The 22,165-nt window shown below is 65.7% G+C and carries 18 protein-coding genes; 14 read left to right on the top strand and 4 right to left on the bottom strand.

Features of this window, described 5'->3' with window-relative positions; translation table 11 throughout:
- Positions 1 to 94 precede the first annotated feature (94 nt).
- Positions 95 to 652 (bottom strand): NAD(P)H-dependent oxidoreductase, encoded by a 558-nt coding sequence (locus ACIQF4_RS16580; RefSeq protein WP_231456108.1) that lies wholly within the window; start codon positions 650 to 652, stop codon positions 95 to 97.
- Positions 653 to 778: 126 nt separating this feature from the next.
- Between ACIQF4_RS16580 and ACIQF4_RS16575 the strand changes: the two genes are divergently transcribed.
- The 6 genes from ACIQF4_RS16575 (at position 779) to ACIQF4_RS16550 (ending at position 8,983) form a co-directional block, all read left to right on the top strand.
- Positions 779 to 1,387, top strand: coding sequence for a TetR/AcrR family transcriptional regulator (locus ACIQF4_RS16575; protein ID WP_400516616.1), 609 nt, complete (start codon positions 779 to 781; stop codon positions 1,385 to 1,387).
- A 361-nt stretch (positions 1,388 to 1,748) separates the two neighbouring features.
- Positions 1,749 to 2,732 carry an ABC transporter permease gene (locus ACIQF4_RS16570; RefSeq protein ID WP_190612978.1) on the top strand — a complete coding sequence of 328 codons (984 nt, stop codon included), beginning with the start codon at positions 1,749 to 1,751 and terminating at the stop codon, positions 2,730 to 2,732.
- A 2-nt stretch (positions 2,733 to 2,734) separates the two neighbouring features.
- Positions 2,735 to 3,721 (top strand): ABC transporter permease, encoded by a 987-nt coding sequence (locus tag ACIQF4_RS16565; RefSeq protein WP_400516615.1) that lies wholly within the window; start codon positions 2,735 to 2,737, stop codon positions 3,719 to 3,721.
- The gene (locus ACIQF4_RS16560; RefSeq protein ID WP_400516614.1) at positions 3,718 to 5,955 is read left to right on the top strand and encodes a dipeptide ABC transporter ATP-binding protein; all 2,238 of its coding nucleotides are present in this window, start codon (positions 3,718 to 3,720) and stop codon (positions 5,953 to 5,955) included. Before ACIQF4_RS16565 ends, ACIQF4_RS16560 begins: the two co-directional genes overlap by 4 nt.
- 52 nt (positions 5,956 to 6,007) lie before the next feature.
- Positions 6,008 to 7,711 carry an ABC transporter family substrate-binding protein gene (locus ACIQF4_RS16555; protein WP_350003611.1) on the top strand — a complete coding sequence of 568 codons (1,704 nt, stop codon included), beginning with the start codon at positions 6,008 to 6,010 and terminating at the stop codon, positions 7,709 to 7,711.
- 198 nt (positions 7,712 to 7,909) lie between these two features.
- Positions 7,910 to 8,983, top strand: coding sequence for a Gfo/Idh/MocA family oxidoreductase (locus ACIQF4_RS16550; protein WP_400516613.1), 1,074 nt, complete (start codon positions 7,910 to 7,912; stop codon positions 8,981 to 8,983).
- Positions 8,984 to 9,072: 89 nt separating this feature from the next.
- Here ACIQF4_RS16550 and ald read toward each other — a convergent pair whose 3' ends face one another.
- The gene (gene ald / locus ACIQF4_RS16545) at positions 9,073 to 10,191 is read right to left on the bottom strand and encodes an alanine dehydrogenase (protein ID WP_400516612.1); all 1,119 of its coding nucleotides are present in this window, start codon (positions 10,189 to 10,191) and stop codon (positions 9,073 to 9,075) included.
- A 233-nt stretch (positions 10,192 to 10,424) separates the two neighbouring features.
- Here ald and ACIQF4_RS16540 point away from each other — a divergent pair, with 233 nt between their 5' ends.
- Complete coding sequence (locus tag ACIQF4_RS16540) at positions 10,425 to 11,645, top strand: helix-turn-helix domain-containing protein (protein WP_350003614.1); 1,221 nt, start codon at positions 10,425 to 10,427, stop codon at positions 11,643 to 11,645.
- A 12-nt stretch (positions 11,646 to 11,657) separates the two neighbouring features.
- On the opposite strand, the gene ACIQF4_RS16535 is transcribed toward ACIQF4_RS16540, so the two are convergent.
- Positions 11,658 to 12,065 carry a helix-turn-helix domain-containing protein gene (locus ACIQF4_RS16535; protein ID WP_350003615.1) on the bottom strand — a complete coding sequence of 136 codons (408 nt, stop codon included), beginning with the start codon at positions 12,063 to 12,065 and terminating at the stop codon, positions 11,658 to 11,660.
- 49 nt (positions 12,066 to 12,114) lie between these two features.
- On the opposite strand from ACIQF4_RS16535, the gene ACIQF4_RS16530 reads away from it, so the two are divergent.
- Positions 12,115 to 12,897: an alpha/beta fold hydrolase gene (locus ACIQF4_RS16530; protein WP_400516611.1), complete on the top strand. Its 783-nt coding sequence runs from the start codon at positions 12,115 to 12,117 to the stop codon at positions 12,895 to 12,897.
- A 35-nt stretch (positions 12,898 to 12,932) separates the two neighbouring features.
- Here ACIQF4_RS16530 and ptsP read toward each other — a convergent pair whose 3' ends face one another.
- The gene (gene ptsP, locus ACIQF4_RS16525) at positions 12,933 to 14,618 is read right to left on the bottom strand and encodes a phosphoenolpyruvate--protein phosphotransferase (protein ID WP_350003617.1); all 1,686 of its coding nucleotides are present in this window, start codon (positions 14,616 to 14,618) and stop codon (positions 12,933 to 12,935) included.
- A 162-nt stretch (positions 14,619 to 14,780) separates the two neighbouring features.
- Here ptsP and ACIQF4_RS16520 point away from each other — a divergent pair, with 162 nt between their 5' ends.
- From ACIQF4_RS16520 to ACIQF4_RS16495, 6 genes are all read left to right on the top strand, one after another.
- The gene (locus ACIQF4_RS16520) at positions 14,781 to 15,509 is read left to right on the top strand and encodes a TetR/AcrR family transcriptional regulator (RefSeq protein WP_231456097.1); all 729 of its coding nucleotides are present in this window, start codon (positions 14,781 to 14,783) and stop codon (positions 15,507 to 15,509) included.
- 78 nt (positions 15,510 to 15,587) lie between these two features.
- Positions 15,588 to 17,714, top strand: a complete 2,127-nt coding sequence (locus ACIQF4_RS16515; RefSeq protein WP_400516609.1) for a PTS mannitol transporter subunit IICBA — start codon at positions 15,588 to 15,590, stop codon at positions 17,712 to 17,714.
- Positions 17,714 to 18,877 carry a mannitol-1-phosphate 5-dehydrogenase gene (locus tag ACIQF4_RS16510; protein ID WP_400516608.1) on the top strand — a complete coding sequence of 388 codons (1,164 nt, stop codon included), beginning with the start codon at positions 17,714 to 17,716 and terminating at the stop codon, positions 18,875 to 18,877. The genes ACIQF4_RS16515 and ACIQF4_RS16510 overlap by 1 nt, the downstream gene beginning before the upstream one ends.
- Positions 18,878 to 19,116: 239 nt before the next feature.
- The gene (locus tag ACIQF4_RS16505; RefSeq protein ID WP_400516607.1) at positions 19,117 to 20,064 is read left to right on the top strand and encodes a siderophore ABC transporter substrate-binding protein; all 948 of its coding nucleotides are present in this window, start codon (positions 19,117 to 19,119) and stop codon (positions 20,062 to 20,064) included.
- 24 nt (positions 20,065 to 20,088) lie between these two features.
- The gene (locus ACIQF4_RS16500) at positions 20,089 to 21,096 is read left to right on the top strand and encodes an ABC transporter permease (protein WP_350003621.1); all 1,008 of its coding nucleotides are present in this window, start codon (positions 20,089 to 20,091) and stop codon (positions 21,094 to 21,096) included.
- Complete coding sequence (locus ACIQF4_RS16495; protein ID WP_400516605.1) at positions 21,089 to 22,135, top strand: iron chelate uptake ABC transporter family permease subunit; 1,047 nt, start codon at positions 21,089 to 21,091, stop codon at positions 22,133 to 22,135. The genes ACIQF4_RS16500 and ACIQF4_RS16495 overlap by 8 nt, the downstream gene beginning before the upstream one ends.
- Positions 22,136 to 22,165: the final 30 nt, after the last annotated feature.

Below are 22,165 nucleotides of genomic sequence, written 5' to 3'. Positions count from 1 at the left end.
CCACTGTGTCGGCCGGGCGGCTGGATCCGCAGGGTGGGCGGGCTTAAAAAGCAGTACCCGGCGCGTTGGCTGCGCCGGGTACCGGGGGCGGCGGCTAAGCCGCGGGCTGTGACGCGGTGATTGCGTCGAACACGCCCTTGATCTGCTCCACAACCTCTGCGTCGTCTTTCGGGTGGACCTCGGCGAAGCGGACCATGGATCCCGGCACGGCGAGCTTGACGTCCTCGAGGATCTGCGCACCGGCGATGCCTGCTGCCTTGCGGGCCTCGTCCTGGGCCCAGACCCCGCCGTACTGGCCGAACGCGGTGCCGACGACGGCGGTGGGCTTGCCGGCGAGGGCGCCGGCGCCGAACGGGCGGGACAGCCAGTCGATGGCGTTCTTCAGTGCGGCGGGAACGGTGCCGTTGTGCTCCGGAGTGACGAGCAGCAGCGTGTCTGCCTCATTGGCCGCAGCGCGCAAAGCAGCCGCTGCCTCGGGGACCTGGCCCTCGACGTCGATGTCCTCGTTGTAGAACGGGATGTTGCCAAGGTTCCCGTGGATCACCACGTCAACCTGCTCCGGCGCGTTCAGCTGGATGGCTTCCGCCAGCTTCTGGTTGGTGGACTCGGCGCGGAGGCTGCCTACAAGGGTAAGGACGGTGCTCTTGGTCATGGGAACTCCTGGGGTCTGGGTCCGCGGGAGGGCCGCGGGCCGGTCTAAGCTGAGGCTTGTTAGTGCCTTCACCCATCTAAACGGACTGCGGTCCGCTTATTATTCCCGAGGTCTGGAATGTCGGATGTGAGCTTCATCCCACCGCGGCCGGGCCTGCCGGCGGGAACGGCGGCAGAACGCCGGGACGCCGCACGGAACCGGGAACGCCTCCTTGCTGCTGCCCGGGAGCTCATCGCTGACTGCGGGGCGGAGGGCCTGACCATGGACCGGCTGGCCGAGCATGCCGGGGTGGGCAAGGGGACGGTCTTCCGCCGGTTCGGCAGCCGGGCAGGGCTGATGCTGACGCTGCTGAGCGAGTCCGAGGCCGATTTCCAGTCCCGGTTCATGTTCGGGCCGCCACCGCTGGGTCCTGGCGCGCCCGGGCTGGAACGCCTCATCGCCTTCGGGGCGGAGCGGATCTCCTACGTCATGGAGTTCGGGGACCTGGTGCTGGCCGCCGAGCATGCCTCGCGCGGGCGCTTTGAAGCCCCCGCCGCCGTCCTGTGGCACCGCCATATCGAGATCCTCCTGCGGGAAGAAGGCTTTGGGCCCGACCCCTGGCTGATGGCCGGGTCCCTGGCGGCCACCCTCGATCCGGAGCGGCTGTTAAGCCTTGTCAAAGTCCATGGGATTGCGCCTGACAGGCTTGCCGCTTCCTGGCGGGATCTTGTCACACGGGTGGTCCGCGGAGCGTAGAGTAGGCCACAGGCCGAATGTGTGTCCAGTCACACCAACTTCACAGAACTATTCATAACGATCTGATACGGGCGGGTAGCTTTCGGGGCATTGGCCCGCATTTTCGGTTCCGGCTTGTGATAGTTTCCTCTGGAATGTGACCCGCGACATAGTCCACCAGGGCTAAGCCTGAAAGGCTGCGGGACGCCAGCTACCCGCTGGCAAGGACCCGGTGAAGCGGCGCAACCCCCCCGCTGATCAGGGGAAAACGGAAGGATCCAGCACGTGATTGTTGATTTGCCCAACAGCCTGGCCCGCCTGCGGATGACGCGGTGTCTGACCGTCCAGCTGCCGGCGGCGACGATCCAGAAGTAGCTGCGGCATGCTCAGGTACCTCGCCAAGCGCGGCATCACGTACGTCTTCATGATCTTCCTGACAACGTCAGCGGGATATTTCCTTGCGGTCAGTTCCCTCAAGCCCGCGCTGCTGGAACAGGAACGGATTCCCCGTCCCACCCCGGAGCAGGTGGCAAACTCGATGCGCCTGAAGGGCCTGGACCCTGACCTCAGCCCCTGGGAACGCTATGTCGAATGGCTTACTGCCATTCTCACGCGCTGGGACTGGGGCCGCAGCCCCAACGGCGCCTACATCAACGCGGAGTTCGGGGACCGCGTCTGGATCTCCACCCGCCTTTTCCTGGCTTCCATCATCCTGACCCTGGTGATCGGCGTTGCCCTCGGCGTCTATTCCGCCGCCCGGCAGTACAAGTTCCAGGACCGCGTCATCACCTCGTACAGCTACCTTGCCTACATCGTGCCGGCCCCCATTGCCTACTTCCTGGTGCAGCTGGGCGCCATCAACATCAACGAGACCGTAGGCGAACGCATCTTCTTTGTCACCGGCATTTCCACCCCGGGGATGGAACCGGGCTGGGCCCAGTTCATCGACATGCTGGCGCACTACGCCGTCCCCACTGTGGCCATCACACTGGTGGGCTGGGGGTCCTACCAGATTGCCCAGCGCCAGTACCTCCTGGACAACGTCAACGCCGACTTCGTCCGGACCGCCCGCGCCAAGGGCCTCACCCGAAACCAGGCCATCTCGCGGCACGCGCTGCGGGTCTCGTTCATACCGGTGGCCCAAAGCATCGCCTTCACCATCCCGGCCATCTTCGCCGGCGGTTTCTTCGCGGAGAAAATCTTCGCCTGGCCCGGCGTGGGTTCGTGGAGCATCGACGCCATCTCACTCCAGGACGTCAACGCCGCCACGGCCACGCTGGCCTACGGTTCCGTGATCTTCGCCCTGGGAGCCATTCTGGCGGATTTCGCCACCACCCTTGTTGACCCGAGAGTGCGGGTGCAGTAACCGTGACCAACCTCAATGCAGTAGACCCCGCCGCCGTCGCCCAGGACGCCCACCTGGAGAGCGCCGACGTCGTGATCGGCAAAAACACCATCATCTTCCGCCGCTTCATGCGGAACAAGACAGCCGTCGCAGGGCTTGCCATCTTCCTCGCCCTGACCGTTTTCTCCTTCGTGGGCGGGTACTTCACCCAGTGGGACAAGCAGACCATCGACCCCTTCAACATTGGAATGCCGCCCTCGGCCGAACACTACCTGGGCACCTCCCAGGCCGGGATCGACCTCTACGCAATGACCGTGGAGGGCACCCGCATTTCCATCCTGATCGGACTGATCGTCGGGCTGGTGTCAGTCCTCGTTGCCGCCGTCTACGGGTGCACCATGGCCTACTTCGGCGGCAAGGTGGACAAGGTGATGCTCTTCATCCTTGAGGCGCTCATCATGATGCCGGCCCTGCTGGTCGTGGCCGTGGCCACCAGCGGCGGAGGTGAAGGGCTCCGGCGGGACCTGCCGTCCTGGCTGCTGCTGATCATTGTGCTGCTCGTCTTCAGCTGGATGGGAACAGCGCGGCTCATCCGGTCCCTCTCCATGTCCCTAATGCAGCGTGACTTCGTCAAGGCCGCACAGTACATGGGTGTTCCGGCCCGCAGGATCGTGTGGCGCCACCTGGTGCCCAACATCGGGTCGCTGCTGGTCCTGGACATCACCCGGGGCGTCACCGGTGCCATCCTCGCGGAAGTTGCCTTCTCCTTCATCGGCATCGGCATCAAGGTTCCGGATGTGAGCCTCGGCGTGCTGATCGGCGGAGCCACCTCCCAGGTGCAGACGTTCCCCTGGATGTTCTGGGTGCCGCTGACCGTAATGTTCCTGCTCACCGGATCACTGGCCATGATGAACGACGGACTGCGTGACGCCTTCGATCCAAGCTCAAGCTCCTCCGGCAGCGCCAAGAAACGCGCCCTGAAAACCCGCGTGAAGGGGAATGCCTCATGAGCAGCGAAATTGCCGCAGGACCGGTGAAACAGCCGCAGTCAGCAGTGGAACGGCTGCACGTTGCGGGCCTTCACGCCCCCGCGGACGCAATCCTTTCCGTCCGGGACCTGAACGTACGCTTCAACACAGAAAACGGTGTGGTTCACGCGGTCCGGGGCGTCGACTTCGACCTCATGCCCGGAAAAACGCTCGGCATCGTGGGGGAGTCCGGCTCGGGCAAATCGGTGACCTCCCTTGCCATCATGGGCCTACTGCCCTCCACGGCGGAGGTCACCGGCTCCGTACGGCTCAAGGGCAAGGAACTGCTGGGCCTGAGCGACAAGGCCATGTGCGGGTACCGCGGCAATGAGCTGGCCATGGTCTTCCAGGACCCGCTGTCCTCGCTGACGCCTGTTTATACCGTGGGCAACCAGATCATCGAAGCACTGACCATCCACAACCCCGGCATGAGCAAGCAGGCGAAAGAAGCCCGCGCCGTCGAACTTCTTGCCATGGTGGGCATCCCCAGCCCCAGGGAACGGCTCAGGGCCTTCCCGCACGAGTTTTCCGGCGGCATGCGCCAGCGCGTGATGATCGCCATTGCGATCGCCAACAATCCGCGGGTCCTCATCGCAGATGAGCCGACGACGGCGCTGGACGTCACCATCCAGGCGCAGGTGCTGGAGGTGCTGCATACGGCGCAGGAGGAGACCGGAGCCGCCGTCGTGATGATCACCCACGACCTCGGCGTTGTGGCGGGCATGGCGGACGACATCGTGGTGATGTACGCCGGCAGGCCGGTGGAGACCGGGGCGGTGGATGACATCTACTACAACCCGCGGATGCCGTACACCATGGGCCTGCTCGGAGCCGTTCCGCGCGTCGATGTTGCGGAGAAGTCCTCGCTGGTGCCCATCGAGGGCATGCCGCCCAACCTGGTCCACACGCCCACCGGCTGCTCGTTCGCGCCCCGCTGCCCCCTCGCTACGGACGCCTGCCTGGAGGGTGAACCGGCGCTCGCACCTGTTCCGGGGCCGTCCGCCCACCGCGCCGCCTGCATCAAATCCGGTTCGCTGGGCGGCGACGTGGATGTCCATGACGTGTTCGCCGCACCGCCGGTACCGGTATCCCGCTTCGACGCCATCCCTAGGGAGGAACGCTCCGCCGTCCTGCAGCTGAAGGACGTCCGCAAGCACTTCCCGCTCACCAAGGGCGCACTGCTGAAGCGCCGCATCGGGACCGTCAAAGCCGTGGACGGAGTGAGTTTCGATATCCGCGAAGGGGAATGCTTCTCCATCGTGGGGGAATCGGGCTCAGGCAAGACCACCACCCTGCTGGAAATCATGGAGTTCCACAAGGACCAGGACGGCGAGGTGGTGATCGGCGGCATCAGCAACAAGCAGGCCGCCGACGCCAAGACCAGGAGCGCGATGCGCCGGGAGCTCCAAATGGTGTTCCAGGACCCGACCGGCGCTCTTGATCCCCGGTTCACCGTGTTTGAGGTCCTCGCCGAACCGCTCCAGAACGCGGGCATGAACAAGGCCGACACCAAAAAGCGCATCATGGAACTGATGAAGCTGGTGGGCCTGCAGCCTGACCACGTCAACCGCTTCCCCAACCAGTTCTCCGGCGGGCAGCGCCAGCGCATTGGCATAGCCCGCGCACTGGCCGTCAACCCGAAACTGGTGGTCCTGGACGAGCCTGTCTCGGCCCTGGACGTCTCCGTGCAGGCCGGAGTCATCAACCTCCTGGACAAGCTGCGCGCCGAACTGGGCCTCAGCTACCTGCTGGTGGCGCACGATCTTTCCGTGGTCCGGCACATCTCCAACCGGGTGGCGGTGATGTACCTGGGGAAGATCGTGGAAATCGGCGAAGTGGACCGGGTATTCGACAACCCCCGCCACCCCTACACCCGGGCCCTGCTCTCCGCCATCCCCGTGCCGGACCCCCAGCTGGAGCGCACGCGGGAACGCATCATCCTCCAGGGTGACCTGCCCTCCCCGCTTGATGCCCCCAAGGGATGCAATTTCGCCACCCGCTGCCCTGTTTTCGCAGCGTTGCCGGCGGCGAAGCAGGAAAAGTGCCTGACCCTCGAACCGCCGCTGGAGCATGTAGCACCGTCCCCGGCGGCCCAAACCCTGGCGGCAGATTTCCTGCCCGCCCTGGACCAACGCTTCGCCTGCTTCTTCCCTGACGGAGAACTGGACGAGGACATGCTGGTAGTCCACGAATCGGCGGACCACCATGCGCCCTAGGTTTCTTCGACCCATCACAAGCACCACCACTCGCACCAACGAAGGGAACACCATGAGGAATCTGAACAGGATCGGCGGAGCGGCGGCCATCACCGCAGCTCTGGCGCTGACGGCCTGCGGCGGCGGTGGCGGGTCCACCGGCCCGGAAACGGCCAAGGGCCAGGAGGCAGGCAGCGATCTGTCCAAACTCATCAGCATCAACGAGAAGCCGGCAGCCGATCTTGAACAGGGCGGCAAGGTCACCCTTCCGCTGGGCAACATCGGCCCGGACTTCAATGGCTTCTCCAACAACGGCAACAGCGCAGACAACACCGCGCTGCACCGTCCCATCGACCAGGCGGGAACCTGGGGCTGCTGGGACATTGCGTTCGACGGCGAAGTGACCCCGAACAAGGACTTCTGCGAGTCTGTGGAAAACGAAGTGCAGGACGGCAAGCAGACCATCACCATCAAGGTCAACGAGAAGGCCACCTACAACGACGGCACCCCGATCGACGTCAAGGCCTTCCAGAACACCTGGAACATCCTCAAGAGCCCGGACGCAGGCTACGACATCGTCAGCTCCGGCAACTACGAGTTCGTTGAATCCGTGGAAGCCGGCAGCAACGACAAGGAAGTGGTGGTCAAGACGACCCAGCCGGTCTACCCGCTGGATTCCCTCTTCACAGGCCTCATCCACCCCGCCGTCAACTCTCCTGAAATTTTCAACGAGGGGTTCAACGGCGACATGCACCCCGAATGGATGGCCGGGCCCTTCAAGCTGGACCAGTACGACACTGCCGCCAAGACGGTATCCCTGGTTCCCAACGAGAAGTGGTGGGGCAACAAGCCGGTGCTGGAGAGCGTCGTCTTCCGTCAGCTGGAGACCAGTGCCCAGATCGCTGCCTTCAAGAACGGCGAGATCGACGCCATGTCCGCCAACACCATCTCCCTGTACAAGCAGCTTGAGGGCACCAACAACTCAGAGGTCCGCCGCGGCCAGCGCCTGTTCGCCGGCGGCATGAACCTCAACGCCCAGCGCATCACCGATGTTGCCGTCCGCGAGGCCATCTTCGCCGCGGTTGACCGTGAAGCCCTCCGCAAGGTGCGCTTCAACGGCCTGAACTGGGAAGAGCCCAGCTCCGGTTCCATGATGCTCCTGCCGTTCTCCGAGTACTACCAGGACAACTACCCCGTGAAGGAAACCGGTCCGGATGCCGCCAAGAAGGTACTGACGGACGCCGGCTACACCGAGAACGCAAACGGCATCATGGAGAAGGACGGCAAGCCCGCAGCCTTCAAGATCAGCAACTTCGGCGACGATCCCACCACCCTCGCCTTCACCCAGACCCTGCAGCAGCAGCTCCAGGCCGGCGGCATGGACGTGGGCATTGACCAGCGCGCTTCGGCCGACTTCGGCAAGGTCCTCGGTGCTCGTGAGTTCGACATGAGCGTCTCCGGCTACACCGTGGGCGCGGACGCAACTGAAGCCGTCAAGCAGTACTACGACTCCAAGACCAACGAGAACCAGCTGGGCGACGCCGAACTGGATAAGAAGATCGCCGACCTGGCGTCCATCGAGGACAACGCCGAGCGCAACAAGGCGGCCATGGAAGTGGAGAAGGAGCACATGGCGAAGTACTTCTCCATGGGTGTGGTCATGAACGGCCCGCAGATCTCCTTCGTCCGCACCGGACTGGCCAACTACGGCCCGTCCCTGTTCCGCAGCCTGTCCCAGGTTCCGGACTGGACCACCCTCGGCTGGGAAAAGAAGTAACCCCACCTGCCCCGCGGGGCACAACTGAATAGCAGCAGCGCGGCAGGGCCGGCAGCTCCTGGAACATCCGGGGCCTGCCGGCCTTCGCCGTCCCACACGCTCTCCCATTTGATGCGGCTTTTTCCGTAACCATCTCTCACATAACGTGGGGATTTCCGTAACCATCTCTCACCGATGTGGAGGAGTAGCCTAGCCACTATGACCGGAACTGCAGCGACCCCGCGCACCATCCGTACCGCCGTCGTGGGTTTCGGGCTGTCCGGAAGCGTGTTCCACGCCCCCCTGATAGCTGCGGATCCGCGCTACTCGCTCAGCATGATTGCCACGTCCAACGCCGGGAGGGAAGCCGCCGCGGCCGCTCAGTACCAGGGTGTGCAGACCGTGCCGGACGGCAAGGCAGTCCTCGAGCGCGCCGGGGACGTGGACCTGGTGGTACTGGGGACCCCGCCCGCCACCCACTACCCGCTGGCAAAGGCAGCCCTGGAAGCAGGCCTTGATGTGGTGGTGGACAAACCCTTCGCCGTGACAAGCGGGCAGGGCCAGGAACTCATCGCGCTGGCACGGCAACTGGGCAGGGTGCTGACGGTGTTCCAGAACCGCCGCTGGGACGGGGACTTCCTGACCCTGCGAAAGCTCTTGGCGGCCGATGCCCTGGGCCGGGTGACCCGGTTTGAATCGCGTTTCGAGCGGTGGTCGCCCGCCATCTCGAAGGCATGGAAGGCCCGCGCCACTGCGGCCGAGGGCGGCGGAACGCTGTTCGACCTCGGCAGCCACCTGATCGACCAGGCCCTCCAGCTCTTCGGACCGGCCGCAGTGGTCCACGCGGAACTGAAGGCCCGGCGTTCGGACGAACGGGCGGACGACGACGTTTTCCTGGTCCTGAGGCATGACTCCGGCGTGATCAGCCACCTCACCATGAACATGCTCTGCGCGCAGCAGGCCCCGCGGTTCCGCGTGCTGGGTTCCGTGGGCGGATTCACCAAGCACGGGGTGGACCCGCAGGAACCATACGTCGCAGCGGGCGGCAGCCCCCTGGATGCGGAATACGGGCAGGAGGCGCCGGAGTGGGCCGGGTTCCTGGGCCGTGACGGACACCTGGACGCCCTGCCCACCGAACGCGGCGCCTACCCCGAGTTCTACCGGCTCCTGGCAGACAAAATCCTGGACGGCGGCGCAACCTCAGCCCTGCCCCTCCCAGTAGACCCAGAGGACGCCGTCGAGTCCCTCAAATTAATAGAAGAAGCACGGGAACTGGCTTCAATGGTTCGTTAACGGCCGCAACGGAGACCATCCGGAAGCGTGCGTCAGAGCGACGAAGGAGCAGCACGCGGGGATGGCCGCCGTTGCGGCAGGAGTCCGAGCTACGCAGAAACCAGTTCGTGCCAGTCCGCTACGAGGGGCAGGTTGTGGGCCTCGGACACGGAGTGGTGCGCCACGTGGCCGGCGGCGATGTTGAGGCCGGCTGCGAGGGCGGGGTCGCGGTCGAAGGCTCCCCTGACACCCAGGTTGGCGAGGGACACCGCGTGCCGCAGCGTGACGTTGGTCAGCGCGTAGGTGGAGGTGTTCGGCACGGCGCCGGGCATGTTGGCCACGCAGTAGAAGATGGTGTTATGCACCTTGTACGTGGGTTCCTGGTGGGTGGTGGGGTGGGTGTCCTCGAAGCAGCCGCCCTGGTCCACAGCGATGTCCACCAGGACTGAGCCCGGCTTCATGCGGGCCACGAGGTCGTTGGTGACCAGCTTGGGGGCCTTGGCGCCGGGGATGAGGACGGAACCGATCACCAGGTCCGCGTCCACCACGGACTTTTCGATCTCGTACTTGTTGGACGCCACGGTCTTGAGCCGGCCCTGGTACTGGGCGTCCAGTTCGCGCAGCCGGTTGATGTTGATGTCCAGGATGGTGACGTCGGCACCCAGGCCGAGGGCCATGGCAGCGGCGTTGGTGCCTGCCACGCCGGCGCCGAGCACAACTACCTTGGCGGGACGGACGCCGGGAACGCCGCCCAGCAGGACGCCCTTTCCGCCCGCAGGCGCCATAAGCGAGGACGCGCCAACCTGCACGGAAAGCCGGCCCGCAACCTCTGACATCGGGGCCAGCAGGGGAAGGGTGCGGCCCTCCTGGACGGTCTCGTAGGCGATGGCGGTGACGCCGGAGTTGATGAGTTCGCGGGTGAGTTCGGGCTCGGCCGCAAGGTGGAGGTAGGTGAAGAGGACCAGGTCCTTGCGGAAGCGGTGGTACTCGGCCTTGACGGGCTCCTTGACCTTCAAGACCATGTTGGCGCGTGCCCAGACGTCGTCGGCCTCGTTGACGATCTCGGCACCGGCAATGGCGTATTCCTCATCGGTGATGCCGGAGCCCAGGCCCGCGCCGCGCTCCACCAGCACAGTGTGCCCGTTGCTGCGGAACTCGTGGACACCGGCGGCGGTGATGGCCACCCGGAACTCGTTGTTCTTGATTTCTTTGGGGACGCCGATGATCATTGCGGGCTCCATATTCTCGGCCTGAACAGCCGGAAAGTGCGGAAGGATTTCGTGTATCAACGATAAATCCGGTTGTGAGCCAGCCGACATCAGTGCCGAATGGCAGCGGAGCGGAAACCGCGCAATTCCGGGGCGCTAAAGCTTCCATACTCGACGATTGTCGAGTCCGGGGGCGGCAGGTGTCGCCTCGTGTCCGTTCGTGACGGGGGACTTCCGGGCAGTAGTGTTGGCGCATGCAGCAGCAGGGTGTGGAACAACTGGTTGAGCAGGTGGCGCAGAAGCTGGGCCGTGGCCTGTCGCTTGAGGACCTGGACGGCGTGCTGCTTGCGTACAGCTCCAACCAGTCCCACGCGGACAGGGTCCGGGTGAACTTCCTGCTGAGCAAGAAAGTCCCGGCAGATGTCAGCGCATGGCAGCTCTCGCACGGTATTGCCACGGCGGTTCGGCCCGTGGTGGTTCCCGCCAACCAGGACCTGGGCATGCTGGGCCGCGTCTGTGTTCCGTTGATGGTGCGTGGGTTCCGTGTGGGCTATCTGTGGGTGCAGCAGGATTCGGCAGATGAGAGTCCGACGGCGATCCTCACCCAGTTGCCGGCTGTGAACCATGAGGTCGAGATGCTTTCGGGGCTCCTGCTCGACTCGAACACGGCGGAGTCGGAGTTCCGGCGCGGGCGCGAGCGGGAGTTCCTAACCGCCTGCGCCGGCGAAGCCAATGCCGTGGCTGCCGTGGCGGGCTGGAAGGAGATCCAGGGCCGCGGTCCCTGGCAGGTGGTTACGGTGCTTGATGCTGACGGCTGGTCCGGTGGGCCGGACCCCATCGCGTCTACCCTGATCCACAGGTCTGCCGCGCTGCAGGCCACCATCGGCGTGGATTCCGCCCTGTTCAGTGCCGGCACGGAGACGCATGCCGTGGTCCTGTTCCGTGAATTGTCCGGCAGGGCCAGTCACGCCCAGGTGCTGGTGCACTACCAGCTTGAACTCGCCAAGCGCTCCGGCCGTCCTGTCCACCGCATCATCCTGGGTATCAGCGAGGGCTTCGCCCGGCCACGGGAGCTTGCCGCGGCCTACCGGCAGTCGAAGGTGGCGGCCCAGGCCGCAGCCGTGGACCCCCAGCTCGGTGAACTCGTTGACTGCCGGGCCACCGGCGTGTACCAGCTCCTCGCGTCCGCAGGGGGAGGTGCCAGCGCCTGGGCTGACTCGGGTTCGGTCTATTTCCGGATGCTCGAGGACCATGACCGGAACGGGGAGCTTCTGCCAGTCCTGGAACTCCTCTACGACAACGACGGCTCCGTCCAGGACGTGGCCACCAGGCTCCACCTGCACCGCAGCAGCATCTACAACAGGCTGGGCCGGATCCGGCAGCTGCTCGGCGTGGATCCGCTCAAGGGAATGCCCCGCCTGGAGCTCCACGCCGCCCTGAAGATGCGCCGCTGGGCGGGCCGGCCCAGGATCTGACACACAGCCGATCTAGGCGCCCGCCCCAGGGTCCGTCCCCACCTCGCGAAGCTCGCCTTTTTTCTGCCCCTCCAGCCAGGCCATGATGGCGGCCCGCGGAATCCGGCGGTGGGTGCCGCGGTACTCCACCGGGATCTCGCCGCGGTCCGTCATGTTGCGCAGGTATGTATGGGAGATGCCAGCCAGCTCTGCTGCCTTGGACGTGGTGAGCATGTCCTCGACGCTGCTGACGGTCACCGCCTCACCGCGGCTGAACCGGTGCAGGAGATCCACGACGGCGTCCCTCGCCTGGGGCGGCAGCCTGTGGACGGTGCCGTCCACGAACACCGTGATGTCGTTGCTGCCAGCCAGTGCCCGGCCCAGCTTCTCTGCATCCTCCGACGGGAGCGGGCCGGTGATCCGGGGAGCTATCAGTGCCATGCACCCAGCCTACCGGCGGCCGCCGCGGCCGGGGCGGTAAGCTCGGCTGATGGAACTCAGTGGCGGCCGGGACGTCGAGGCGGGCGGACTCCGGGGCACGCTTTATGCCTCGGTAATGCCCGCAGGGGCTCCGCCAAGGCCCGCGTACGTCCTGCTGCACGGTATTGGTGTGTCCCACCGGTACCTTGCCCGGCTGCATCTTGAACTGGCCAAGGAAGCGGACGTTTACACATTCGACCTCCCGGGCTTCGGAAAGGCCTCGCGGCCCCCGCGCCAACTACAGATTGGTGACTTCGCGGCGTTCGTGGGCACTGTCCTGGCGGAGGCCGGGGTTTCCAGCTATGTGGTGGTGGGGCACTCCATGGGGGCGCAGTCCGCGGTGGAACTGGCGCTCCAGGAACCTGGCCGGGTGGCGGGCGCAGTGCTGATGGGGCCGGTGGTGGATTCCCCCAGGAAGACGGTCACCAGGCAGGCGCTGGCACTGACGCGCGATGCACTGTTCAGGGAAAGCCTGACCTCAAACGCCCTCGTGTTCAGCGACTACTTCAGGGCCGGCCCGCGCTGGTACCTTACCGAGCTGCCCGTGATGATGGACTACCCCATGGAGGAAAGGGTGGCTGCGGTGAGCCAGCCCGTCCTTGTCCTTCGCGGCGCCCGGGACCCCATCGCGCGCCGCCCCTGGTGCCAACGCCTTGCTGCTGCCGCCCGGCAGGGCACCATGGCCGAAATCCCGGGGCAGGGCCACGTCCTGCAGCACACCGCCCCGGGTGCGGCGGCCGAGGCCATCAGCAGCTGGGTCCGTGCCCTGGATGGCTTCGGCGTCACCGCCTAGGAGGGGAGCAGGGCCTGACCGGCCGGACCGCGCCCCTACAGTCCGAGTTCGTCCAGGACCGGCAGCTTCTCCCGGACCCAGGCGCGCGCTTCCGTGGCGCTGGGAGCGGACAGGGCGAGCTTGGCCAGCTGCTGGGCTTCTTCCAGCGTGACGGTCTTCAGCACCGCGGCCACGGCAGCCAGGGAGCGCGCCGTCATGGACAGGGTGCTTACGCCCAGGCCGGTAAGGACGACGGCGAGGGCCGGGTCTGCAGCCGCTTCGCCACAGACGCCCACGGGTTTGTTGTTCCCCTCCGCCCTGGAGCCTTCAACTGTCAGCCCAACGAGGCGCAGGACGGCCGGCTGCCACGGGGTGTTGAGGTTGGCCAGCGGGCCGAGCTGGCGGTCTGCGGCCATGGCGTACTGGGTGAGGTCGTTGGTGCCGAGGCTGGCGAAGCCCACCTCCCGGAGGATGGCTTCGGCCGTGAGGGCGGCGGACGGAACCTCCACCATGACCCCGGGCGTCTTGATGCCGGCGTCCGCGCACATGGAGGCAAAGCGTGCGGCTTCTTCGGCGGTGGAGATCATGGGCGCCATGACCCAGACGTCTGCCTGGGACTGCTTCTCCGCCAGGGCGATTGCCTCCAGCTGGCGGTCCAGGACACCCGGGGTGGTGAAGTCGGTGCGGTAGCCACGGACGCCCAGCGCCGGATTGGGCTCGGTGGAGTCAGTCAGGAACGGAAGGGGCTTGTCTGCGCCGGCGTCAAGGGTGCGCAGCACTACCTTCTTCCCGGGGAAGGCGTCAAAAACACTCTTGTAGGCTGCGGCCTGTTCTTCAACGCTCGGCTCGGTGTCCCGTTCAAGGAAGCAGAACTCGGTACGGAACAGGCCCACACCCTGCGCGCCCAGCTTCGCGGCCGCCTCGGCGTCCTTGCCGCCGCCCACGTTGGCGAGCAACGGCACCAGGTGGCCGTCCGCCGTCGAGCCCGTTCCGCTGAACTCCGCCAGCAGGGACGCCGTGGCAGCCCACGCTTCCGCTGCTGCGCGCAGGGACTCGTCGGGTTCGGAGGTGATGCTGCCTGCGGCACCGTCCACATAGACTTCCGTGCCGTCCGGGAGCTCGTCCACGCCCACCGCCGCAACAACGGCGGGAAGGCCCAGGGACCGGGCGATGATGGCGGTGTGGGACTGCGGGCCTCCGCCGGCCGTGACCAGTGCCAGGACCTTGTTGGGGTCAAGGGTGGCGGTGTCTGCCGGGGCCAGGTCCTCCGCCACCAGGACGAACGGGATGCTGGATGAGGGGATCCCGGGCGCGGGCACGCCCCGCAGTTCGGCGACGATCCGGGCGCGGACGTCCAGGACGTCGGTGGCGCGTTCGGCCATGTAGCCGCCCAGGTTGTGGAGCATCTCGGACACCGAGGAGCCCGACTCCCAGATGGCACGTTCCGCAGAGGTTCCGCGGGCAACCAGCTTGGCCGCGCCCTTGATCAGCATGGTGTCCTTGGCCATCAGTGCAGTGGCTTCCAGCACGGCCTTGCCGTCACCGGTGGCGTGGGCGGCGCGTGCCTTCAGTTCATCGTGCACCGCCTGGGATGCCGCCTTGAGGGCTGCAGTTGCTTCCTCAGCGGTGGTGCCGGGTGCAAGTTGCTCGCCGGCAGGAGGTTCGCTGATGGGTTTGGGCATCTGCCGGACGGTGCCGATGACGCGGCCTGGGCTGACGCCTACTCCTGGGAAGTTCTGCACTGAAGGTCCTCATTCTCTGCCGGTTGCCAGGCCCGCCCGATATGTCCGGCGCCATGCCGTTCCGCCGGAAGACTGCTGCGTCCGGAGGCGGGAAACGTGCCTGAAAAAAATTGTATGTGATTCAGTTCATATAGCAATGCTATAGGTGCTAGGGTAGCGGTTATGAGTTTGGATGGCCAGCTTCCCCCCAAAATGCGGCTGCTTCGTGCTGCCGCGGAATTGCTGGCAAACTCCGGGGGCGCTCCCGTCTCCACCCGCCAGATCACCCAGCTGGCGGGGGTTACAGCCCCCACGCTGTACCACCACTTCGGTGACAAGGAAGGTCTGTTCGACGCCGTCGTCGCCGCAGGGTTTGAAGAGTATGTCGCGGGCGAAAGGGATTTCGCCCCCTCCGGACAGCCGCTCGAGGATATCCGGAGAATGTGGGACAACCACGTCCAGTTCGGGCTTAACCAGCCGGAGCTGTACCTGGTGATGTTCGGCAACATCCGCCCGGAAAGCCGCCCGGCAATCGTCGCAGATGCCGAGGCGCTGATGGAGGAGATGCTGAACAAGGCAGCGGCGGCGGGCCAGCTGAACGTCCAGCCCCGGGAGGCGGCCAGGTCCATCCTGGCGGCCAACGTGGGCGTGACGCTGATGCTGATTGCGGAGCCCGCCTCCGAACGGAACCTCGAACTGTCCACCATGACCCGGGATGCCATGATCTTTGCGGTGTCCGCCGAGCCCGCCAGCGGCGCGGCCCCGGGCGGTGCCGGGAAATCCTCGGTGGTGGTGGCAGCGATTGCCCTGAACGCCGCACTTCAGGCCTCGCACTCTGACCAGCTTTCAAGCTCGGAACTCAAGCTTTTCCTTGAATGGCTCCACCGCATCTCCACCAGCCCGGCGGGCTGAACCCGCAATTCCGGCAGAACGTCGTCGTAAGTATCGGACCACCCTGCGAAGCCGCAGGAATGACGGTTAGGAAATCACATGGCAACAGAGACAGTTGCAAAACCCCGCACCAGCGCGCGCGTGCACGTCCAAAAGTTCGGGACGTTCCTGTCCGGCATGATCATGCCAAACATCGGCGCCTTTATTGCTTGGGGACTCATTACCGCGCTGTTCATCGAGAAGGGCTGGCTGCCTGTTCCGCAGCTGGGCGGCTTCGGCGAGACGGACGGCGTGGCAAACACTGGCCTGGTAGGCCCGATGATCACCTACCTCCTGCCGCTCCTGATCGCCTACACCGGCGGCAGGATGGTCTATGACGTCCGCGGCGGCGTTGTCGGCGCCATCGGCACCATGGGCGTGATTGTGGGTGCCGGCATCCCCATGTTCATCGGTGCCATGATCATGGGCCCGCTGGGCGGCTGGACCATGAAGAAGATCGATTCGATCTGGGACGGCAAAATCCGGCCCGGGTTCGAGATGCTCATCAACAACTTTTCGGCGGGCATCTGGGGAGCGCTGCTGGCACTGCTCGGTTTCTACGGCATTGCCCCGGTGGTTACGGCCTTCAGTGAGGGCGCCGGCAGGGTGGTCCAGTTCCTGGTGGACAACGGCCTGCTGCCGCTCACCAGCATCTTCATCGAGCCGGCCAAGGTGCTCTTCCTGAATAACGCCATCAACCACGGCGTGCTCACCCCCTTGGGCGTCCAGCAGTCATTGGAGCAGGGCAAGTCCATCCTGTTCCTGCTTGAGGCCAACCCGGGCCCCGGCCTGGGCATCCTGCTCGCCTATATGTTCTTTGGCCGCGGCGCCGCCAAGGCATCCGCTCCCGGTGCCGCCATTATCCACTTCCTGGGCGGCATCCACGAGATCTACTTCCCCTACGTTTTGATGCGCCCGCTCCTGATCCTCGCCGCCATCGCCGGCGGCATGACGGGCATCGCCACCCTGGCCATCACCGGTTCGGGCCTGGTGGCGCCGGCCGCCCCCGGTTCCATCTTCGCCGTGCTCGCCCAGACCTCCAGGGACAGCTACATCGGAGTGATCCTCGCAGTCCTGCTGGCGACGGCCGCATCGTTTGTTGTGGCCTCGATCATCATGAAGACCACCAAACACAGCGATGAGGGCGACTTGAGCGCTGCCACTTCCAGGATGGAGCAGATGAAGGGCAAGAAGAGCTCCGTCACCTCCACCCTGACGGGTGCAGGTGCAGGTGCTGCCGCCGCGGGCGGCGGTGTTGGCGTCCTGGCAGGACCGGTCCGCAACATCGTCTTCGCGTGCGACGCCGGCATGGGCTCCAGTGCCATGGGCGCCTCAGTGCTGCGCAACAAGATCAAGGCTGCCGGGTTCCCGGAGGTCAAGGTCACCAACGCGGCCATCGCCAACCTTCGCGACGACTACGACGTCGTCATTACCCACCAGGACCTGACGGAACGGGCCAAGCCCGCCACATCCAGCGCCGTCCACTACTCCGTTGACAACTTCATGAGCAGCCCCCGCTACGACGAAATCGTGGAACTGGTCAGGGAGAGCAACACCGAGGGTGCCGTGGCAGCGGAAGGTCCGGACGCCGGTGCGGGAACGCCCGGCGGCGCATCCGCTGCCGGCCCGGCAACGGCGGCTGCGGCAGGAGCTTCTGCCGGTGCCGCCGCTTCCCGCGGCGCCCACGCTGCGGACGCTCCCGCGGACGCGGCTCCAGCAGCCGGCACGGCCGGTACGCAGGGAACTGCCGGCGCACCCGAGATCCTGGCGCGTGAAAGCGTGGTGCTGGACGGTTCCGCGACAACCCGCGATGCCGCGATCGACGAGGCCGGCAGGCTGCTGCTGGCGCGCGGCGCCGTGGACGAGGGCTACATTGCCGCCATGCACGAGCGCGAGGAATCAGTGTCCACGTACATGGGCAGCTTCCTGGCCATCCCGCACGGAACAAATGCCGCCAAGGACCACATCCGGAAGTCCGCGGTATCCGTGATCCGTTACCCCCAGGGGATCGACTGGAACGGCAAGCAGGTGAAGTTCGTGGTGGGCGTTGCAGGGGTCAACAACGAGCACCTGCACATCCTGTCCTCCATCGCCAAGGTCTTCACCAGCAAGGAGCAGGTTGCCCGGCTGGAGGCGGCCACCTCGGTGGATGAAGTCCTGGAACTCTTCGGAAAGGTCAACTCATAGTGAAGGCTGTTCATTTCGGGGCCGGGAACATCGGACGTGGCTTTGTGGGACTGCTCCTGCACGATGCCGGGTATGAGGTGGTGTTCGCCGACGTGGCGGAGGACCTCATTGCCCGCCTTGCAGCGGCGGACAGCTACGCCGTGCATGAGGTGGGGGAGAACCCTGCGGTCCGGACGGTCAATAATTTCCGGGCGCTGAATTCCACCACGCAGGAAGAGGAGCTCATCGCAGAGATTGCGACGGCGGACATCGTCACCACGGCCGTGGGGCCCCACATCCTGAAGTTCGTTGCCCCTGCCATCGCCAAGGGCATTGCAACGAGGGACACGAGCCTGGCCCCACTGCAGGTCATGGCCTGCGAGAACGCCATCAACGCGACGGACATCCTGGCCAAGGAGGTGGCCTCCCAGCCGGGGGCTGCCGCCAGCGCGCTGGACGGGAAAGCCGTGTTCGCCAACACCGCCGTGGACCGGATCGTGCCCAACCAGGAGCCCGGGCAGGGCCTGGACGTCACCGTGGAGACGTTCTACGAATGGGTCATCGACCGCACCGCCTTTGCGGGGGCGGAACCGGTCATCCCGGGCGCCACGTTCGTTGACGACCTCTCGCCGTACATTGAGCGGAAGCTGTTCACGGTGAACACCGGCCATGCGTCTGCGGCCTACTTCGGGTTCGAGGCGGGCCTGGAGAAGATCTCCGAGGCCATGGCAGACCAGGACGTGGCCGAGGACGTGCGGGCGGTGCTGGAGGAGACCAAGCAGCTGCTGGTCACCAAGCATGGTTTCAGTAATGACGAACAGGAAGCCTATGTCCAGAAGATCCTGGTCCGGTTCTCCAACCCGTACCTGCCTGACACGGTGAACCGGGTGGGCCGCGCGCCCCTGCGGAAGCTGAGCCGGCATGAGCGGTTCATCGGGCCGGCCGCCGAGCTGGCGGAGCGGGGCATTGTGCCGGAGGCGCTCCTGGGCGCCATCGCCGCGGCCCTGCGCTTCACCGATCCGGCGGACGCCGAGGCAACCGAGCTGGCCGGGATCCTGGCCTCCTCCAGCCCCGCGGACGCCACGGCCCGCATCACCGGCCTGGAACCGGACCACCCGCTGTTCAACGCGCTGGCCACCCTGGTGGAGGAGCGGCAGGCGGAGGTGGCCAAAGCCCCGGCCTAAACGCTCTCGCACATCCTGCGGCTTTTTTGGCAGCGCTCCCGCAGTTGAGGCGGTTTTTCCCCAGCCCCTCCTGCAACCACGACGCCGGCACTCACCGTAGTGCCGGCGTCGTGCGTTGTGATGTCCCCCACTTGTGACGGAATACGGCCCCTCCCGCTTTGAAGTTAGCCTTCCCTTACTTATAGGCTCTGGGCTATTAGACAACGAAGTTGTGACGTATTATCCGAGCGGAGAAAAAAGTGAAGAAAAGGCTGTCGAGCTACCTGGGGGCACTTGCGGCGGGAGCGGCGCTGCTGGCCGTCACCGCATGCGGCGGAAGCGCGACGGCAACGCCTGTTGACGAGGCAGCCACCATCACCGTGGAGCACGCCCAGGGCACCACGGACAACGTACCGGTCAACCCGGAGAAGGTTTTCACGTTCGATCTCGGCGTCCTGGACACCCTGGACGCGCTGGGCGTTGAACCTGCCGGCGTGCCGGAGGCGGCATACCCGGAGGCACTCAGCAAGTACGCCGACGAGAAGTACACCAAGATCGGTTCCCTGAAGGAGCCGGACTTCGAGGCCGTCAGCGCGGGCGACCCGGACCTCATCATCATCTCCGGCCGGACCGCCGGCGCCTATGAGGAACTAAGCAAGATCGCCCCCACCATCGACCTGTCCATCGATGCGGCCGCGCCGATGGAAAGCTTCAAGGAGCAGACCGGGAAGCTGGGAACCATCTTCGGCAAGTCAACCGAGGTGGAGGAGAAGCTGGCCGCCGTGGACTTGACCGTCACTGAAACCAAGGCGAAGGCAGCCAGCGCCGGCAAGGGCCTCATTGTCCTGACCTCGGGAGGGGAAGTCACCGCGTACGGCGCGGGTTCCCGGTTCGGCATCATTCACGATGTCCTGGGCGTCCCCACCGCGGCTGATGTCAAGGTCGAAGGCAGCCACGGCGAGGCTGTGTCCTTTGAGTACATCAAGCAGGTCAATCCGGACATCCTGTACGTCATCAACCGCGACACCGCGGTGGGCACCGAAGGCTCGGCCGCCAACCCCATCCTGGACAACGAACTCGTCCAGTCCACCAACGCCGCAAAGAACAACAAAGTCATCAACCTCGACCCTGCCGGCTGGTACATCGTGGGCTACGGCCTGAACAACGTCAAGGCCATGGTTGACGCCGTCGCCGGCTCCGTGGCCTAACACAGCCCGCCAGGCTCCAAGCCCATGACCCTCACCGCCGTACACCCGCTTGCGCCGGCCGTCCGCAGCCAGGCCCGCCGCGGTGCAGGCCTGGCTGCGGCCGGAGTTGCCGTCCTTGCCCTCGCGGCAGCCAGCATGTTTGTTGGGGTCAGCGACGTCTCGCTTCCGGCACTGCTGGCCGGGGACGCTGCCGCCAGGGATGTCTTCTGGATCTCCCGCGTTCCCCGGACCCTCGCTGTGGTCCTGGCCGGGATGGCGGTGGCGGTGGCCGGCCTCATCATGCAGCTCATGGCCCGCAACCGCTTTGTGGAGCCGTCCACCGTAGGGACGGTCGAATCGGCCACCCTGGGGATCCTGGTGGTCACGGTCTTTGCCCCGCAGGCACCGGTGCTGGTGAAGATGCTGGTGGCCAGCGCTTTCGCGCTGCTGGGGACTGCGCTGTTCCTGGCCATCCTGCGGCGCCTGCCGGCCCGCAACACCCTGCTGATCCCACTGGTTGGCATCATGCTGGGCGGGGTGATTGCGGCTGTCACCACCTTCTTTGCCTACCGCTATGATCTGCTGCAGACCCTGGGCAACTGGATGATCGGCGACTTCTCAGGTGTCCTCCGCGGCCGGTACGAACTGCTGTGGATTGTCGCCGGCCTGATGCTGCTGGGACTGCTGGCCGCGGACCGTTTCACAGTGGCCGGGATGGGACAGGACTTCACCACCAACCTGGGCCTGAACTATGGCCGGACGATGCGGCTGGGACTCATCATCGTCTCGCTGATCTCAGCCGTGGTGGTCACAACGGTGGGCGCAGTGCCTTTCCTTGGACTCGTGGTGCCCAACATCGTGTCCCTCATCTTCGGGGACAACCTGCGCCGCGCGGTTCCCTGGACAGCTTTGTTCGGCGCCGCGTTCGTGCTTGTCTGCGACATCCTCGGCCGCACCATCCGCTACCCCTACGAGGTCCCCGTGGGCATGGTGATGTCCGTGCTGGGCGCTGTCCTCTTCCTCGTCCTGATCCTGAGGAAACGCAATGCCTGACAGCACAGCGCTTTGGCCGCAGGTGGAGCGACCGCCCGCCCGCCAGCGGCTGTCCGCGCTTCCCTGGAAGCTCAAAACCGCCGTCCGCAGCGCCCCGCCACAGCTGGTGGCGGGCATCCTGCTCGCGGTGACTGCCGCCGTCGTCTGCTTCTTCCTGTTCTTCGACCTCAAGGGCAGCGTGGGCTACATCCTGCCGCGCCGCGCCATCAAGGTGGCTGCCATGCTGCTGGTGGCCGTTGCCGTGGGCGTATCCACGCTCCTGTTCCAGACCGTTACCGCCAACCGCATCCTGACGCCGTCCATCATGGGCTTCGACTCGCTGTACATCCTGGTGCAGACAGTCCTGGCGTTCACCCTGGGAGCCGCCGCCGTGGTGGCCGCCCCTCCCACGCTGCAGTTCGGCGTCGAAGTGCTGCTGATGGTGGTGTTCAGCGCACTGCTGTACCGCTGGATGTTCACGGGTGCCACCAGGTCGCTGCACCTGCTCCTGCTGGTGGGGGTGGTCCTCGGCAGCCTCTTCCGCGGCCTGTCCTCCCTGCTGCAACGGCTCATGGAGCCCAGCGAGTTCATCATCCTCCAGGACCTGTTCTTTGCAAGCTTCAACAACGTGGACCCGGCGCTGCTGGGCGTCTCGGCAGGGATCGTGGCGATTGTCTGTGCCTTGGTGTGGCGCGCCCGGCACACCCTGGATGTGCTGGCGCTGGGACGGGACGTTGCCATCAACGTGGGCGTGGACCACCGGAAGGTGGTGATGCGCGTGCTGCTGGGATGCTCGCTGCTCGTGGCAGTGTCCACCGCGCTGGTGGGTCCCGTCACCTTCTTCGGGCTGCTGGTGGTGAGCCTGGGCTACCAGGTGTGCCGCGGGTTCAGTCATTCCTGGCTGCTGCCCATCGTAGTGCTGATCGGCGCCGTTGCCCTGGTGGGCGGGCAGCTGCTCCTGGAGCAGGTGTTCGGCTTTAGCACCGCCCTCAGCGTGGTCATCGAGTTCACAGGCGGCATCCTGTTCCTCTACCTCCTTTTGAAAGGCTCCCTGAAATGACCCGTCCCCATCCCGGCGCCGCGGGGGCCC

It is taken from the genome of Pseudarthrobacter sp. NPDC092202 (assembly GCF_044755505.1).
In the GTDB taxonomy this organism is placed as follows: Bacteria; Actinomycetota; Actinomycetes; order Actinomycetales; family Micrococcaceae; genus Arthrobacter.
The sequence above is the reverse complement of the archived record's forward strand: the minus strand, read 5'-3'. Positions and strand labels throughout refer to the sequence as shown.

Coding starts and splice junctions, on each gene's coding strand:
- ACIQF4_RS16495 (WP_400516605.1), top strand. CDS start 21,089: ATGCCTGACAGCACAGCGCTTTGGCCGCAGGTGGAGCGACCGCCCGCC.
- ACIQF4_RS16530 (WP_400516611.1), top strand. CDS start 12,115: ATGGAACTCAGTGGCGGCCGGGACGTCGAGGCGGGCGGACTCCGGGGC.
- ACIQF4_RS16520 (WP_231456097.1), top strand. CDS start 14,781: ATGAGTTTGGATGGCCAGCTTCCCCCCAAAATGCGGCTGCTTCGTGCT.
- ACIQF4_RS16515 (WP_400516609.1), top strand. CDS start 15,588: ATGGCAACAGAGACAGTTGCAAAACCCCGCACCAGCGCGCGCGTGCAC.
- ACIQF4_RS16540 (WP_350003614.1), top strand. CDS start 10,425: ATGCAGCAGCAGGGTGTGGAACAACTGGTTGAGCAGGTGGCGCAGAAG.
- ACIQF4_RS16580 (WP_231456108.1), bottom strand. CDS start 652: ATGACCAAGAGCACCGTCCTTACCCTTGTAGGCAGCCTCCGCGCCGAG.
- ald (WP_400516612.1), bottom strand. CDS start 10,191: ATGATCATCGGCGTCCCCAAAGAAATCAAGAACAACGAGTTCCGGGTG.
- ACIQF4_RS16555 (WP_350003611.1), top strand. CDS start 6,008: ATGAGGAATCTGAACAGGATCGGCGGAGCGGCGGCCATCACCGCAGCT.
- ACIQF4_RS16570 (WP_190612978.1), top strand. CDS start 1,749: ATGCTCAGGTACCTCGCCAAGCGCGGCATCACGTACGTCTTCATGATC.
- ACIQF4_RS16550 (WP_400516613.1), top strand. CDS start 7,910: ATGACCGGAACTGCAGCGACCCCGCGCACCATCCGTACCGCCGTCGTG.
- ACIQF4_RS16535 (WP_350003615.1), bottom strand. CDS start 12,065: ATGGCACTGATAGCTCCCCGGATCACCGGCCCGCTCCCGTCGGAGGAT.
- ACIQF4_RS16500 (WP_350003621.1), top strand. CDS start 20,089: ATGACCCTCACCGCCGTACACCCGCTTGCGCCGGCCGTCCGCAGCCAG.
- ACIQF4_RS16560 (WP_400516614.1), top strand. CDS start 3,718: ATGAGCAGCGAAATTGCCGCAGGACCGGTGAAACAGCCGCAGTCAGCA.